The 13,949-nt window shown below is 33.9% G+C and carries 16 protein-coding genes and 2 tRNA genes; 11 read left to right on the top strand and 7 right to left on the bottom strand.

Features of this window, described 5'->3' with window-relative positions:
• Positions 1-8 precede the first annotated feature (8 nt).
• A complete protein-coding gene (locus ACMT7R_RS06065; RefSeq protein ID WP_415310732.1) occupies positions 9-800 on the top strand; it encodes a hypothetical protein in 792 nt (263 codons plus the stop codon).
• A gap of 71 nt (positions 801-871) precedes the next feature.
• On the opposite strand, the gene ACMT7R_RS06060 is transcribed toward ACMT7R_RS06065, so the two are convergent.
• From ACMT7R_RS06060 to ACMT7R_RS06045, 4 genes are all read right to left on the bottom strand, one after another.
• Positions 872-1,762 (bottom strand): DNA glycosylase, encoded by an 891-nt coding sequence (locus ACMT7R_RS06060; protein ID WP_415310731.1) that lies wholly within the window; start codon positions 1,760-1,762, stop codon positions 872-874.
• Positions 1,763-1,832: 70 nt separating this feature from the next.
• Complete coding sequence (locus ACMT7R_RS06055) at positions 1,833-3,095, bottom strand: MBL fold metallo-hydrolase (RefSeq protein ID WP_415310730.1); 1,263 nt, start codon at positions 3,093-3,095, stop codon at positions 1,833-1,835.
• Positions 3,096-3,141: 46 nt separating this feature from the next.
• The gene (locus tag ACMT7R_RS06050) at positions 3,142-3,954 is read right to left on the bottom strand and encodes a hypothetical protein (protein WP_415310729.1); all 813 of its coding nucleotides are present in this window, start codon (positions 3,952-3,954) and stop codon (positions 3,142-3,144) included.
• On the bottom strand, positions 3,954-4,790 hold the full coding sequence (locus ACMT7R_RS06045) for a hypothetical protein (RefSeq protein WP_415310728.1): 837 nt from the start codon (positions 4,788-4,790) through the stop codon (positions 3,954-3,956). The genes ACMT7R_RS06050 and ACMT7R_RS06045 overlap by 1 nt, the downstream gene beginning before the upstream one ends.
• Positions 4,791-4,917: 127 nt before the next feature.
• Between ACMT7R_RS06045 and ACMT7R_RS06040 the strand changes: the two genes are divergently transcribed.
• The 6 genes from ACMT7R_RS06040 to ACMT7R_RS06015 all read left to right on the top strand — a co-directional run bounded on the left by ACMT7R_RS06040 (position 4,918) and on the right by ACMT7R_RS06015 (position 8,845).
• On the top strand, positions 4,918-5,139 hold the full coding sequence (locus ACMT7R_RS06040) for a hypothetical protein (protein ID WP_134483791.1): 222 nt from the start codon (positions 4,918-4,920) through the stop codon (positions 5,137-5,139).
• 99 nt (positions 5,140-5,238) lie between these two features.
• The gene (locus ACMT7R_RS06035) at positions 5,239-5,532 is read left to right on the top strand and encodes a ferredoxin family protein (protein WP_134483789.1); all 294 of its coding nucleotides are present in this window, start codon (positions 5,239-5,241) and stop codon (positions 5,530-5,532) included.
• A gap of 72 nt (positions 5,533-5,604) precedes the next feature.
• A complete protein-coding gene (locus ACMT7R_RS06030; protein WP_415310727.1) occupies positions 5,605-6,015 on the top strand; it encodes a transcriptional regulator in 411 nt (136 codons plus the stop codon).
• A 64-nt stretch (positions 6,016-6,079) separates the two neighbouring features.
• The gene (locus tag ACMT7R_RS06025) at positions 6,080-7,408 is read left to right on the top strand and encodes a phosphomannomutase (RefSeq protein WP_415310726.1); all 1,329 of its coding nucleotides are present in this window, start codon (positions 6,080-6,082) and stop codon (positions 7,406-7,408) included.
• A 10-nt stretch (positions 7,409-7,418) separates the two neighbouring features.
• The gene (gene thiL, locus ACMT7R_RS06020) at positions 7,419-8,402 is read left to right on the top strand and encodes a thiamine-phosphate kinase (protein ID WP_415310725.1); all 984 of its coding nucleotides are present in this window, start codon (positions 7,419-7,421) and stop codon (positions 8,400-8,402) included.
• Between the two features lie 38 nt (positions 8,403-8,440).
• Positions 8,441-8,845, top strand: coding sequence for a 30S ribosomal protein S11 (locus tag ACMT7R_RS06015; RefSeq protein ID WP_134483782.1), 405 nt, complete (start codon positions 8,441-8,443; stop codon positions 8,843-8,845).
• Between the two features lie 31 nt (positions 8,846-8,876).
• Here the strand turns inward: ACMT7R_RS06015 and ACMT7R_RS06010 are convergent.
• A tRNA-Pro gene (locus ACMT7R_RS06010) sits at positions 8,877-8,950 on the bottom strand.
• A gap of 102 nt (positions 8,951-9,052) precedes the next feature.
• On the opposite strand from ACMT7R_RS06010, the gene map reads away from it, so the two are divergent.
• Both map and ACMT7R_RS06000 read left to right on the top strand, forming a co-directional pair.
• A complete protein-coding gene (gene map, locus ACMT7R_RS06005; protein WP_415310724.1) occupies positions 9,053-9,946 on the top strand; it encodes a type II methionyl aminopeptidase in 894 nt (297 codons plus the stop codon).
• Between the two features lie 80 nt (positions 9,947-10,026).
• A complete protein-coding gene (locus tag ACMT7R_RS06000) occupies positions 10,027-11,517 on the top strand; it encodes an FAD-binding oxidoreductase (protein ID WP_415310723.1) in 1,491 nt (496 codons plus the stop codon).
• A 164-nt stretch (positions 11,518-11,681) separates the two neighbouring features.
• Here the strand turns inward: ACMT7R_RS06000 and ACMT7R_RS05995 are convergent, their stop codons facing one another.
• Complete coding sequence (locus ACMT7R_RS05995) at positions 11,682-12,089, bottom strand: VOC family protein (protein WP_415310722.1); 408 nt, start codon at positions 12,087-12,089, stop codon at positions 11,682-11,684.
• Between the two features lie 123 nt (positions 12,090-12,212).
• Here ACMT7R_RS05995 and ACMT7R_RS05990 point away from each other — a divergent pair, with 123 nt between their 5' ends.
• Both ACMT7R_RS05990 and ACMT7R_RS05985 read left to right on the top strand, forming a co-directional pair.
• Complete coding sequence (locus tag ACMT7R_RS05990) at positions 12,213-12,785, top strand: hypothetical protein (protein WP_415310721.1); 573 nt, start codon at positions 12,213-12,215, stop codon at positions 12,783-12,785.
• Positions 12,786-13,130: 345 nt separating this feature from the next.
• On the top strand, positions 13,131-13,436 hold the full coding sequence (locus tag ACMT7R_RS05985) for a hypothetical protein (protein ID WP_415310720.1): 306 nt from the start codon (positions 13,131-13,133) through the stop codon (positions 13,434-13,436).
• A gap of 178 nt (positions 13,437-13,614) precedes the next feature.
• On the opposite strand, the gene ACMT7R_RS05980 is transcribed toward ACMT7R_RS05985, so the two are convergent.
• Positions 13,615-13,743, bottom strand: a tRNA-Trp gene (locus ACMT7R_RS05980).
• Positions 13,744-13,949: the final 206 nt, after the last annotated feature.

The raw sequence follows: 13,949 nt of genomic DNA, 5'->3' as shown, positions 1-13,949 counted from the left end.
ATAAAAATATGTCTCTGGAGATTCAATATTTTCCTGTTCTTTTAAACAGGAAAGAAGAAATAATTACTGTTGCAGATGATGATGATCGCGTTTCAAATTTAGAGGATGGTTCTTCAAACTTGGATAAAAACGAGCAAATCAAGGGGGAAATAAAAGATGAAGACGAAGAGTTAGAATTAGAAGAAGATGATGACGATGAAGAAGAAGATGAAGACGAAGAGTTAGAATTAGAAGAAGATGATGACGATGAAGAAGAAGATGAAGACGAAGAGTTAGAATTAGAAGAAGATGATGACGATGAAGAAGAAGATGAAGACGAAGAGTTAGAATTAGAAGAAGATGATGACGATGAAGAAGAAGATGAAGATAAAGCTGGGCGTTCAATTAGAAAAACCATTGCAAAGAGGCCTGATTATAAAGAAATTGATTTAACTCCAATAACCAAGAACTTGGAAACTATCAATAAGAACGTGGATAGGCTATTTAAAGAAATTCAAAAAATGCAAAAGACGTCTCCGCCTATACAAAAAGGCCTTAAATCTATTGAAAAACAAGCAGTTTCCTTGAAACAAACTCAAACATCAATCAAGGAGATTGAAAAAAGGATGTCAAGGATAGAAAAAAGTGTCTTAACTAAATCTACAAAGAGTACTCCTTCTAGCTCAAAAAAGTCTTCAACCCCTAAATCTACAAAGAGTACTCCTTCTAGCTCAAAAAAGTCTTCAACCCCTAAATCTACAAAGAGTACTCCTTCTAGCTCAAAAAAGTCTTCAAACAAAAAGAATAAGAAAAACTCATGAAAATAGGCACAGATACAGGTATGTTATTGTTAGTAGTAGGTAACAGCTACTACGGCTGACATAATTATTTATTACCACCTTCTACCATTTTCTTCTCTAATACTGTAATATAGAAATTGTTGAGCATATCCAGAATATTTGCCATAATGATCTCTTATTTTATTTGAAACAAGTCTATACTGACTCGGGGTAAATTTATCATTTATTTTTAACTCTGAATCTGGTATTATCATTTGACCCAATTTTTTTTGAAGAAGTTTTATAATCCAAGTATCCATAGGAAACGCTTCTACCTTGTCAAATGCGAATAATAAAATACAGTCTGCAATCTTTTCTCCAACTCCACTTAATTTCATTATTTCTTGCTTGGACTTTACATAATCTGAATCCTTGATCAATTGCATATCGATTTCTTGATCTATAATAGTTTTTACAGTTTTTCGTACGTATTCAGCCCTATATCCAAATCCACAATGCAACAGTTCTGACTGAGAGATTGTTGCTAGTGTTTTTAATGTGGGAAACGTGTAAAAAGTGTTGTTGTCCCACTCTATTTTCTTCCCGAATTTTCTGGAAAGGTTTCGTAAGATGAATCGAATTCTTGGAATATTGTTATTACTTGAACATAGAAACGATATAATACATTGAATTGGCTTTTGTCTCATGATGCGTAATCCAATATATTTCTTAGTGATGTTTTCAACGACTTTATCTCTTCTTGAAATATCCTCTATTATTTCATCGTATTTATCATCTAGTCTAAATATAGGTTGTTGCCAGTTCGCTATTATAGGAAACGAATCATATTCATATGTCAGATTGCCCTTAATTTCAGGCAAAGTGATTTTCAATATCGAATCCTCATATATCCCATACCACGAATTATTTATTTTCTCCCATAGAAAGTATTGCCCACTATTAATGGTCGAATGAATATTAAGGATATTTCTACTACTTTTCAAGTGAAATAATATATTCCTTACAAATCTCCATCTTATTTTATTTTATATTATTTGTACCGTTTTTTCTCAATTATACTGTTGTTACTTCACCAGCTTCTGGGGCATGAGCCCTATATCCGTATTTTTCAACAATTTCTTCAGCAAATTTGGTGCATGATAAGTTATCACCATGCACTGTTAGCACTTGAGGGTCTCCTTTCACCTTGTCTAAAATTTCAAATAATTCTGTTCTGCTATTATGTCCTGAAAAGTCAAATCTATTTACTTCGGCAAGACATTTTATTGTTCTGCCATTATAAGTTACTTGTCTCTTGTCTAGTAACGATCGTCCTGGTGTTCCTTCGCCTTGATATGAAACCAAAGCAATTCCATTGTATTGACTCTTACAAATTTCCTCAATGTAGAAAACTGCGGTTCCTCCCACTAACATGCCCGCTGGCGAGATTATTACTCCTGGCTCTTTGACCACTCTTTTCCTTCTGTGCCAACTTGTTATTCTTTCTACATCTTCAATTGAACTCCTGAACATTTTAGAATCACGTAAATATTTTGGATACCTTAGCATTATATCATTAGTCTTTAGAGCCATTCCATCCATTGCAATTTTATATGGGAAATCATAGGTCTTGAGGACACAAGCTATTTCTTGGGCTCTCTCCACGGAGAATGCAGGTATGAAGAATACACCATTTCTTTCAACAACTTCTTTTGCATATTTTACTAGTTCTCTCTCTGATTGATCTCTAGGAACCTGTTCAGCTTGAGAATAGGTGCTTTCTATAATTAACATGTCTATTTCGCCTATATCCAGATCTGCAGGTCTTAGTACTTTTGATCCTCGAGTATTCATATCCCCTGTGTAAAATAATCTCTTTTCGTCATTTTCAACGAGAACTGTTGATCCACCTATGACATGCCCAGATTCATGAAAAGTAATAGTGGTGTCTCTTATATTATGACTCTTTCTATAATCTATATGTCTGGCATGGTTCAACATATTCATCATGTCATGATACTGAAAAGGAAGATAGAATCCGGATATTTTTATCATATCTTGTATCAGTAACTGAGAGAGTTCAAATGTGGGCATTGTAGCCAAAGCCTCTAGACTTGTGTTCTCGTCTAGAAAAAGAGATGGCACACATCCTGAATGATCTAAGTGCGCATGAGTTATTACAACAGCATCAATCTCATTTGGACTTACCTTTATGGGAAAAAGAGGCTCTTTCTTTAAGAGAACTCCATAGTCTAATAGAATATTTGTATTATTCGAATTTACAAGAAATGCGGATCTTCCAACTTCTCTGGCAGCTCCTAATGTTGTTACTTTCAATTAAAAATTACTAAAGTTATTTATCATATTAGTCTTTTTGAAATTTTTAGTCATTAAAAACAATATCCCACAAAAGATGCCTTTTGTCCCCTACGTTAAAGCTTTCTAAATATCTATATCCTACTTCATCTAATATATCTTCAAAATCATATCCCTTGTTTTCCTTCTTCTTTTCATCGACTAGGCAATCTCTTAATTTTTCTTTTATACCTTCCTTGTATTTTGGTTTGGAATAGACATACCATAAATTATGTGCTCCTCTTAGTTCACTTAGAGATTTGACCGTTTCATCTGATATTTTTGAGTAATACTTGTTTGTTATTTCTGTATTGATGTCTTCCCATGACGGGGTTATCCAGCTTGCCACTCTCTCGTAACCAAATCCTTCAAATTCAGCTGCTAGACTAAGACCTTGATCAAGTGTTGTAATTATCACTTCAGTTTTTTTAGCAATTTTGTCTCTGTAATCAACACCAGGTTCCATCCATCCAACGAATATCACGTCATATTTTTTCTCAATTTCATTATATGCATCACCGATTTTTATGTAATCAGGCTTGTATCTTCCTAATTTGAAAAACATTTCGGCACTTTTTTCCATTCCTTCTGCGTTAGGTAAATATTGTCTTACCTTTTCTAAAAAATCGCCATAACCGCACCCAATATCCAAATATGTTGGATCTTTAGATACAGTCTTAGCAATCGAAGCTATTCTTTCTACATCTATTTTTCTATAGGTAAAATATGACCCACACAGAAAGGGAAAAATAAATCTCTCATGATGCAACGAAAACGAGTATTTTCTAAATTGCTTTAACGCTTCAAAAGCGAAGCTCAGGTCCTCAATTTGGGGCGGCATTATATATCAAAATTTATTTTCCATAATCCTGGCGATGATTGTGATGAGGGGCTTACACGCAGCAATTCACCCACTTCAAATCCGCATTCGTCTAGGATTTTTTCATGTGGGTATGGCAAATCGACTTGATTTTTTTCTTGTCTTCTTAATTTTTCTTTTATACCTTCCTTGTATTTTGGTTTGGAATAGACATACCATAAATTATGTGCTCCTCTTAGTTCACTTAGAGATTTGACCGTTTCATCTGATATTTTTGAGTAATACCTATTCATCAATTCTGTGTTTACATCTATCCATGACGGGGTTATCCAGCTTGCCACTCTCTCGTAACCAAATCCCTCAAACTCGCATCCACCATTTATTCCACATTGTCCTCCCTTATCGAATGTTGTAATTATCACTTCAGTTTTTTTAGCAATTTTGTCTCTGTAATCAACACCAGGTTCCATCCATCCAACGAATATCACGTCATATTTTTTCTCAATTTCATTATATGCATCACCGATTTTTATGTAATCAGGCTTGTATCTTCCTAATTTGAAAAACATTTCGGCACTTTTTTCCATTCCTTCTGCGTTAGGTAAATATTGTCTTACCTTTTCTAAAAAATCGCCATAACCACACCCAATATCCAAATATGTTGGATCTTTAGATACAGTCTTAGCAATCGAAGCTATTCTTTCTACATCTATTTTTCTATAGGTAAAATATGACCCACACAGAAAGGGAAAAATAAATCTCTCATGATCAACAGAATTCTTATGCTTATGGAACGTTGATCTAAATCTGTCCAATTCCTTTTGTGCCGATATAATGTCATCAATTAGGAAAGGCATTCTTAAAACATATCAAATTAAAACTATTATCAATTAATGTTTTTATGTCGAACCTCAGACCATAATTTATCAAAACCTTTGAAAAATTTTCAAAATATTTATAAAGTAACTTTACGCTGATTTTTTAATGGTAAGATCATTTGAGGAATGGTGGGCAACCGTTCCCGAGGAATTAAAAGCAAAAGCTCGTAAGGGCGATGAAGACAACAAGGTTTTATTGAATCAGGTAAATTATGTATTACTTCATCTTCATCTACAAGGCAAACACGATACAAAACCGTCTCATGAAGAATTGAAAGATTGGCTTCATAGTGGTCAAGTAGACGTAATGCGTCAAATTAAAAAATAATTTTTTATCTAGATTTTTTTATCTTTGTATAACACTGTTTTGCATTTGGCAAATAGTTTAAATAGTTTTATCGTTACTAGACGTTTAGTGAATTATTAGATGCCAATTGCTATACTTCCAGATGTTGATGAACAAAGATGCATTGGGTGTGCACTTTGTGTAGAAATTTGTACCGCATTAGGTCCGGATGTACTTCGTGTTAAACCTGTTGAAGGTTGGAAAAGAGGCAAAGCATTTGTCTTTTATCCAGAAAGATGTATCTCAGACGGTGCATGCGTAGGTGTTTGTCCAACTCATGCTATATTCTGGATGAGACCTTTAGAATATACTGCAGGCCAACCAGTTCCGTTACATAAAAACGGTGTATTTAATAAAGGCTGGGAAGAAGGCTAATCTATCACCCAATTATTTTTTGTTTGTCTGTCTACTTGAAATCTTTATATAATTAGAAAATTACAAAATATTATGTTATTACCCTCTGAAATTGAGTCAAAGTCACTTATACCTGCTATTCGCGCTATATTATCTAAAAAATTAATTCGTGACTATGATTTGAAGGAAGAGACGGTGGCCAAACTACTTGGAATTACCCAAGCGGCTGTTAGTAACTACATTAGAGGAACACGTGGCGATTTATCATTAGTAGCTAAATTGGAAGATAATTTTGAAGTAATGAAAATGATCAATGATATTTCCAAAGATCTTTCTACAAATAATGCTTATTCTCCAAGCACTATGACAAAATTTATTCAACTATGTAACTTCATGAGGTATACTTTTATTATATGTGACGTTCATCATAGTATAGAATCAAACATAGACAAGCGAATTTGTGAACAATGCGAAGTTATGCTTACCGGTTCTCGTTTTTCTTAATTCTTGCCTGCTATTAACGCTTTAAGGCAATTAACATAAATATTGCATACATATTTTTAACATCGTGAAGATATCTATCTCAGGAATCAGAGGTATATTTAATGAAGACCTTACCATACAGGAGATATCTCGTTTCTCCCGGATTTTTGGTTCATATTTAAAAGATAACTTTGATGTAACAAACTGTGTAATTGCAAGAGATACTAGGCCATCTGGTAAACTGGTTGCTGAAGTTGTTACTGGTTCTCTTTTGGAACAAGGGATTGATGTATACGACTTAGGTATGGCCCCTACCCCAGTATTATTTAGGGAAGCCAGAAAATATACTGGGGGGTTAATGATTACCGCATCTCATAATCCTTTATCCTGGAATGGCTTAAAGATGCTTATTAATGGTAGGGGTTTATTTGAGTCGGATTTAGAACAGTTATTAGAAACCAAAATTCATGAACATTCTCAAATAGGACACACTTTCAAAATTGATCCCCATTACATGACTGACATATTAGATCACTTTCATCCTCCCACTCATCCCAATAGAGATGTTAGAGTGGGAATCGATTTTGGAGGAGGAGCAGCCTGCAATTTTGCGAACCGTTTGCTTAACTCGTATCAGGTTAAATACCTTGGAATAAATGATACGATGGGACTCTCTTCTCGAGGTCCTGATCCCACATCTGATCCTCTAGTTGACCTCTGCAATCTGGTTAAAATTAATAATTTGAACTTTGGCTTTGCATTTGATATAGATGGTGACAGATTGGTCGTGGTCAACAGCGAGGGAGTTCAGCTCAATCCTGATTTAACCCTTTTATTTTGCGTTGCAAACGTCATCAGGAATAATGGATTTAAGAAATTTACAATTAGCCTGGATACCAGTCTGGCTATTGAAAAGTATATAAAAGATCATGGCGGTCAAATTTACTTCTCTAAGGTAGGCGAATCAAATGTGTTGCGACGGATGCTTGAAACACATTCTGAATCAGGTGGGGAAGGAAGCAGTGGTGGTTTCATAATGCCGAGTTTCACTTCTTGTAGAGATGGTTTGCTAGCTAGTGTTATTATTAGTTCTTTGAATCAGGATTTGATTAAAGAGTGCTTGTCAATTTCTTCAAAGTTTAGACAAATACGAACCAAGCATCCAATAAATCCAAAAACCGATAATAAAGTATTATTTGAAAAAATATTATCTGCACTAAAATCTCATTCTATTGAAATAATTTACACTGATGGTTTAAAATTTATTATTGATGATAATTCGTGGATCCTAGTGCGTATCTCTAATACCGAACACGTACTAAGAATATCTTTGGAATCTTCTGCTGAAAAGGTTGATTCGCTATTTAAAACGTTCTATGACAAAATAGTTGAAGTTTATGAAAAAATTCAATGAGAAACAAATATTGAATTTAATAATATCCAGATTTGGAATTCCAAATATAGAACCCTGTTTTGGTAAGGATGATGTATCTATCCTACCTATTAATTCTCTTGGTAGTGGACTTTATGAGAGTAAATTGTTAGCTGTTACATGTGATATGCTAGTTGAACATACCGATGTGCCCCCCAAAATGACTCTAGAACAAATTGCCAGAAAATCGATGGTGTCTAGCATAAGCGACTTGGTCTCAAAGGGTGTAAAGCCAAGATTCGCTTTAATTTCGTTGGGATTGCCTCAAACATTAAAAAATAATGAAATATCCAAATTACTTGATGGATTCACTCTTTCCTCAAAGGATTTCAAAATTGATATTATAGGTGGTGATATTAATGAATCTAAAGAAATCATAATTGATTGCTGTATGTTTGGATCTCTATCTTCGAAAGTGAACGTTCCAAGAAGGAACGGTGCTCAGGAGGGAGATTTAGTTATTGTTTCTGGAATCTTTGGATATACTTCTTCGGGTCTAAGGATTTTGATGAATAATTTACCAAGCCCTGATAACCATTTTAAGAAGAATTCTATCGACTCTGTATTAAATCCTGTTCCATCATACAAATTTGGGATTCTGTTTGCTCATTACCTTTCTTCCTCCACCGATTCTAGTGATGGCCTTGCTGCAGGTTTGAATCAGATATCTAGCGAGAGTAACGTAAATCTATTGATTGACGAGAAAAGTATACCTGTGCCTACACAATTGAGACGATTCTCATCAATGAATGTGCTTGATTATTTCGAACTTATTTTTTATGGTGGTGAGGAATACCATATAATAGGAACTATTTCTAAAAAAAATTTAATGAGGATATCTAAAACTTTGAAAAATCATAAATTGGATATTTTTGTAATCGGCAAGGTAGTAAGAGGCAGTGGACAAGTATTAGTTCTAAAGAATAATGGAGATACTGAAGCACTTGAAAACCGTGGATTCACACATTTAGGTTAAGAAGGTTTTTAAATGTGACACCCAAAAATTCTACATTAATGTCACAAGAAGAAATTACTCAATATAAATGGGGGGTAGCCCATATTTTCAGTAGTTATAATAATACTTTAGTTCATATAACTGATATAAGCGGTGCAGAGACTATTTCTATTAGTTCTGGTGGTCGTCATGTAACTGCAGACCGCTATGAATCATCTCCATATGCGGCAATGAAATCCGCCGTATCTGCTGCAGACGCAGCCAAAACAAAGGGTATTAACGCACTTCACATCAGAGTAAGAGCAGTTGGTGGTGTAGGTCCAAGAATTCCAGGTCCAGGTGCCCAAGCTGCCATACGAGCACTCGCTAGAGCAGGATTTAGAATTGGTAGGATTGATGATGTAACACCTGTTCCACACGATACAACTAGAAAACCTGGGGGTCGTCGAGGAAGAAGAGTATAATTTTCTATTCTAACTTACTATTATTTGATCATGGGACCGGCCGGATTTGAACCGACGACCTCCAGCGCCCAAGGCTGGCATCCTACCAAGCTAGACTACGATCCCTTTCTAAAGAGAAATTTTCTGTCTAATTTTAATCTTGTTTCAATTAATATAAATCATTATTCGCATTATTATTATATTCGGGGATGATATTATCTCTATTTTATGTCTCTAGAGAATTATACACGTGCAGGCCAAATCGCATCCAAGGTTCGGGAAAATACTCGAAAAAGAAATCATATTGGTAGAACGCTCTATGAAATATGCAATTCAATAGAAAAAGAGATAATTGATAACGGTGGACATCCTGCTTTTCCAGTTAATGTTAGCATAAATGAGATTGCCGCTCATTATACCGCCGAGCCAGACGATCAAATTGTAATAAAAGATACCGATGTCGTAAAAATAGATCTAGGAGTACACATAGATGGCTATGTTGCAGATACTGCAGTTACTATTTCATATGATCCAAAGTATGATCAGTTGATAAAGGTAGCTGAATTATCCTTATCAGAAGCCATAAAGATTGCAAAGAATAATACTAAATCTAGTGAAATTGGTAAAATAATTGAAAATACAATATCACATAATGGATTAAAACCGATTCAGAACCTAAGTGGTCATTCTCTTGACCAGTATATTATTCACGCAGGAAAATCTATTCCAAACATTAGAACGTATGGATCATCCTTCTCTTTATCATCTAATCAGGCATATGCAATAGAGCCTTTTGTTACTACTAGCGACGGCCTAGGAATAGTATATGAAGGGAAGATAAGGAATATCTTTTCATTAGTATCTAGAAAACCAACCAAAGATAAAGGGGCAGATGAATTCATTATGTATCTATGGAACCAATTTAAAACACTTCCCTTTGCATTACGATGGCTAGTAAGCGATTTCGCCGAATCCAACGCTAGAACTATTCTTGATTTTCTTATCAAGAAAAAGAATGTAAGAGCATATCCAATTCTAGTTGAAGGGAACAACAAAGTTGTATCTCAAGCCGAACATACTATTTTCATATTTGAAAACAAAAGTTATATAATAACAAAATAATTGCTTTATTTTCTGTGATCTCATTTGTTTTGATAATTTTTTTTGCTAAACATTATATATTTTAGCGATATGAAATGTTTGTGGACCTTTTAGATGAACTGAAATTTTCATTCAAAGGCGAAGTTTCCAATGAATCATGGATTAAAGATTATTATTCTGTCGATTCAAGTAACCATCGAATTCTTCCTGAACTTGTGTGCTTCCCAAAGGATGAGGATGATATTAAGATATCTTTGGACTCTGCAATCAAGAATGGACTATCTATATCTTGTAGAGGTGCTGGTACAAGTCTACTTGGTCAAAGTCTTTCCAATGGTATAGTATTAGACTTTACCAAGTATATGAACAAGATTCTTGATCTGGACTTGCAATCTAATTGTGTGAACGTTCAACCTGGTATAGTTAAAGGGTTGTTGGATAAAGAGTTACGAAAACACAACAAGTTCCTACCTCCAAATCCTGCAAGTAGTAATTATTGTACAATTGGAGGCATGGTTTCGAATAATTCATCAGGGCCATATGGATTGGGATATGGTAGTATCTTAGGATATTTACAATACATCGATTTTATTTATTCTGATGGAAAGAAAGGTTTTGCTCAAAATGGCCTTTGTGATGATAGACTCAATAAATTTTTACAACCATTGTTTTCAATTCATGACGAAATATCTTCTATGTATCCAGATGTAAGCAAAAATTCATGTGGATATAGGCTTGATTCTATCTTCACGCCCACTTTCAATCCACAGAATCTTTTTGCAGCATCTGAAGGAACCCTGGCCATCATTACTTCCTTGAAACTAAAGATTATTGATTTACCCATTTTTAGATCATTATATATGGTCTATTTTTCCAGCGTTCAGAAGGCATGTATGTATACCAGCAAAATACTTTCTACCAGACCTGCAGCTTTGGAGCTTTTAGATTCTCCGGTCATGGACTCATCGATCAAGTCTATCACTGCAAGCAATAACGGGTGCTTATTATTTATTGAATATTTTTACCAACATCAAGGAGAGATCAACAGTATATCAAAACTGCTTAAAAGTGCTGTTTATTCCGAAGGCAAGGTAGTAGAACAAGCTCATGATTTGGATTCTATAAACAATTTATGGGGATCAAGAAGAAATGCATTGAACATGGCAATCAAATATACCGTAGGAAATAGAAAGCCTTTTACTATTTTCGAGGATACAGCAGTATCGATCGATCATATTTATGAATATGTTACCGATGTGTTAGCCTTATACAACAAGTATAATTTATCGTATGTTATTTATGGTCATTTAGGCAACGGAAACCTTCATACGCGTCCCCTAATAACCGACTCTAGCAGTTCTGACGATTTATTAAATTTGACACAAACAAAGATGTTACATGATATCACTAATTCAATATTCAAGAAGGTAAAAGAATACAGAGGAACAATTACTGCTGAACACGGCGATGGTATATCAAGAACCCCGTATATAAAGAACGTGTATAATAGTTTTATTCTTTCTTATTTTAAATACATTAAAAAATCGTTCGATCCATCAAATATACTAAATCCTGGGAAAATAGTTCTCTAGATTATCTTTAGAGCTCCTACATGTTCTCAAATCTTGTTAAGCTTCTTATACTAATTTGTTCTATTCTGATTCCTGTATCAACAGCATTATAGTTTGCTTGCTTTTCCAATAAGGCTATGGTATTAACAGATCTTAGTGAATCTTTTCCTTGCACTGGTGTGCGATTATTCTGCACCTACTAATCCAAGGAAATCAAATCCATCTTCTTCATTTTGGTTGCCTTTTAATTTTACAATTGAAATTAGATGGCCATCAGGATCTTCAATTATTGCATGTTTTCCAAAACCTTCGTCTTTTGCATTTTTGAAAAAGACAACACCCTTTTCTTTTAAATTATTTATCGTATGCTCAAAATCACTTGCGGTAAATCCAATTAGTATATGTTGACCAGATTTCAGATTCTCCTTATGTTTTACTGGATGCAGGGCCAATACTGTTTCTTTATTAAAAAATTCTGTCCATTCTTCTGATTCTTTTTTAATGGGTAGATTAAGAGTTTCTTTATAAAACTGGATAGATCTACGCATGTCTGAAACTAAAAGTATCACAGCACCTAATTTTCTAAATGACATTTGATTTGTCTATATTGCTTCTAAATTATGAACTTTTTGTATTGCATTGGTATTGATGAGTCAAAAATTTTATTGATGTATGCTGTTTATCTTATGGTGCAAGATAAACTATTTTTTATTTATGTGTCAAAGGAAGAGGAATGGAAGAAGCGGTACGAGGAAGATTGGGATTATGTTTCATCTTTGACACGTTTTTTCAAATGGTGGATCAAGCATGAATTTCATGAGGATTTTGCTGTGGAGGCAGATATATTACCAGTGATTCCTGGAAAACTATTTGACCGTGTCAACTTGGCCTATCTTTTAAGAGATCATAAAGAAAGAGGCTCTTCAATATTTCATTTTTATCTTACTTACTTTAAACCCATGTGGACAGATTGTCATTTGGAAGGTTATCATGGTGAGAATTTTGGCCTAACTACTTGGTTTAGACCCAAGGTTTTTTCCTCAAATTTCAAAGTTGAAAGGTATTTTGCTGATAATAATTGCTCAAAAATATCTCATGTATTGAGTCATGAATTGATAAGACGTAAACAAAAAAAGAGAAAAGTTTACTTTGATCAAGTCCATAAAATTTGGGATTCACATGTAAACGATAATGTTCCTTTTTACTACTACAACAAACAACTCAATCGAGTTTCGAAAAATAGTGAATATAGATACGTTACAATCGACACATCAAAACTTGAATATTGACTTAATTCTATTCGAAATGATTGCCACATTAAATTATCGTAGAATTATAAAAATAGGTGCAGTGGTCTCTACAATCGGTGTCATTATGCTCATTTTGTTTGGATTGATACTATTATTGTTTCCTGTTACAAAGATTTGTGAAACTACATGTGACTATATATTGGATGCGCCTAATTTACTTAAACAGGCAATTAATCCTACATTCTTATTTATTTCTTTGATTCTGATTTCGGTGGGAGTTTTTCTTATTAGAATAGGAAATAGACAACTGTACAGAAAAATATAGTCTATCTAACCTTCATTAGTTAATTATTCCCTAGCCATTAAACTAAAATGTGTGATTGTATGATTATTATATACTTTATGGCAAATCCCTTTAGAAAAATATTATATTCTATTACTGCCAATCCATTTAAAAAATGGAAACCAAAAGGAAAAATTTATAGTTTCAGATGTTCACAATGTGGAGATGTTTTCATATCAAGCCATAACCTGGATGCTCCTTTATGTGATAGATGTATTCAGAAGATAAAATCGTTAGATTCTACCGTTGATAATGAAAAAAAATGCTCTGAATGTGGCAGAATTGGAGTTATCTACGGAAAGGACCGATGTCATTCTTGTTACTTTAGCTTTAAGAAAACAAAATAGTCTGATTGTGACTTTTAATAATAATTATCCATCGTACATATCGATACAATTTATCATCTGACCTGAGTAAATTAAAGACCATCAGGTTTCTACACTTCACTCTATTTCCTTTCAGAGTAACTAATTCTGTTATGCTCTTAAATAATGTAAAGATGATAGTACTAATCCAATAACAAGATGGGGCCGAAGGGAATTGTTCTAATATATTCTAATATATTATTTGAACCCCTGATCCACGGGTTTCTTCAATATTTGCCCTTTTATTTGATCTGGAGCCCGTTGCGATGCCTGGCTTCGCTACGACCCCACCTAAATAATAAATTTATAATTGTAACTATAAGTTTTTCTAAATTGATTTTCTTTATTTGGTGTAAAAATTGATTGCTTTTTGTATAATATGCATGTTCCATAAAAAATATAAGGTTTGTTAATCCATTATTGTATTAACCTTGGCAAAATCTATTGAATATGATGTTCTTTCTTCATCAAAAAATAAAGAATCTGAAACGAATG

Origin of the sequence: Candidatus Nitrosocosmicus sp. FF01 (genome assembly GCF_047711275.1) — an archaeon.
Taxonomy (GTDB): Archaea; Thermoproteota; Nitrososphaeria; order Nitrososphaerales; family Nitrososphaeraceae; genus Nitrosocosmicus.
The sequence above is the reverse complement of the archived record's forward strand: the minus strand, read 5'-3'. Positions and strand labels throughout refer to the sequence as shown.

Excerpts from the sequence above, each read along its gene's own strand:
- ACMT7R_RS06065 (WP_415310732.1), top strand. The coding sequence starts at position 9 with ATGTCTCTGGAGATTCAATATTTTCCTGTTCTTTTAAACAGGAAAGAA.
- ACMT7R_RS06050 (WP_415310729.1), bottom strand. The coding sequence starts at position 3,954 with ATGCCGCCCCAAATTGAGGACCTGAGCTTCGCTTTTGAAGCGTTAAAG.
- ACMT7R_RS06045 (WP_415310728.1), bottom strand. The coding sequence starts at position 4,790 with ATGCCTTTCCTAATTGATGACATTATATCGGCACAAAAGGAATTGGAC.
- ACMT7R_RS06040 (WP_134483791.1), top strand. The coding sequence starts at position 4,918 with ATGGTAAGATCATTTGAGGAATGGTGGGCAACCGTTCCCGAGGAATTA.
- ACMT7R_RS06035 (WP_134483789.1), top strand. The coding sequence starts at position 5,239 with ATGCCAATTGCTATACTTCCAGATGTTGATGAACAAAGATGCATTGGG.
- ACMT7R_RS06030 (WP_415310727.1), top strand. The coding sequence starts at position 5,605 with ATGTTATTACCCTCTGAAATTGAGTCAAAGTCACTTATACCTGCTATT.
- ACMT7R_RS06015 (WP_134483782.1), top strand. The coding sequence starts at position 8,441 with ATGTCACAAGAAGAAATTACTCAATATAAATGGGGGGTAGCCCATATT.
- map (WP_415310724.1), top strand. The coding sequence starts at position 9,053 with ATGTCTCTAGAGAATTATACACGTGCAGGCCAAATCGCATCCAAGGTT.
- ACMT7R_RS05995 (WP_415310722.1), bottom strand. The coding sequence starts at position 12,089 with ATGTCATTTAGAAAATTAGGTGCTGTGATACTTTTAGTTTCAGACATG.
- ACMT7R_RS05985 (WP_415310720.1), top strand. The coding sequence starts at position 13,131 with ATGATTATTATATACTTTATGGCAAATCCCTTTAGAAAAATATTATAT.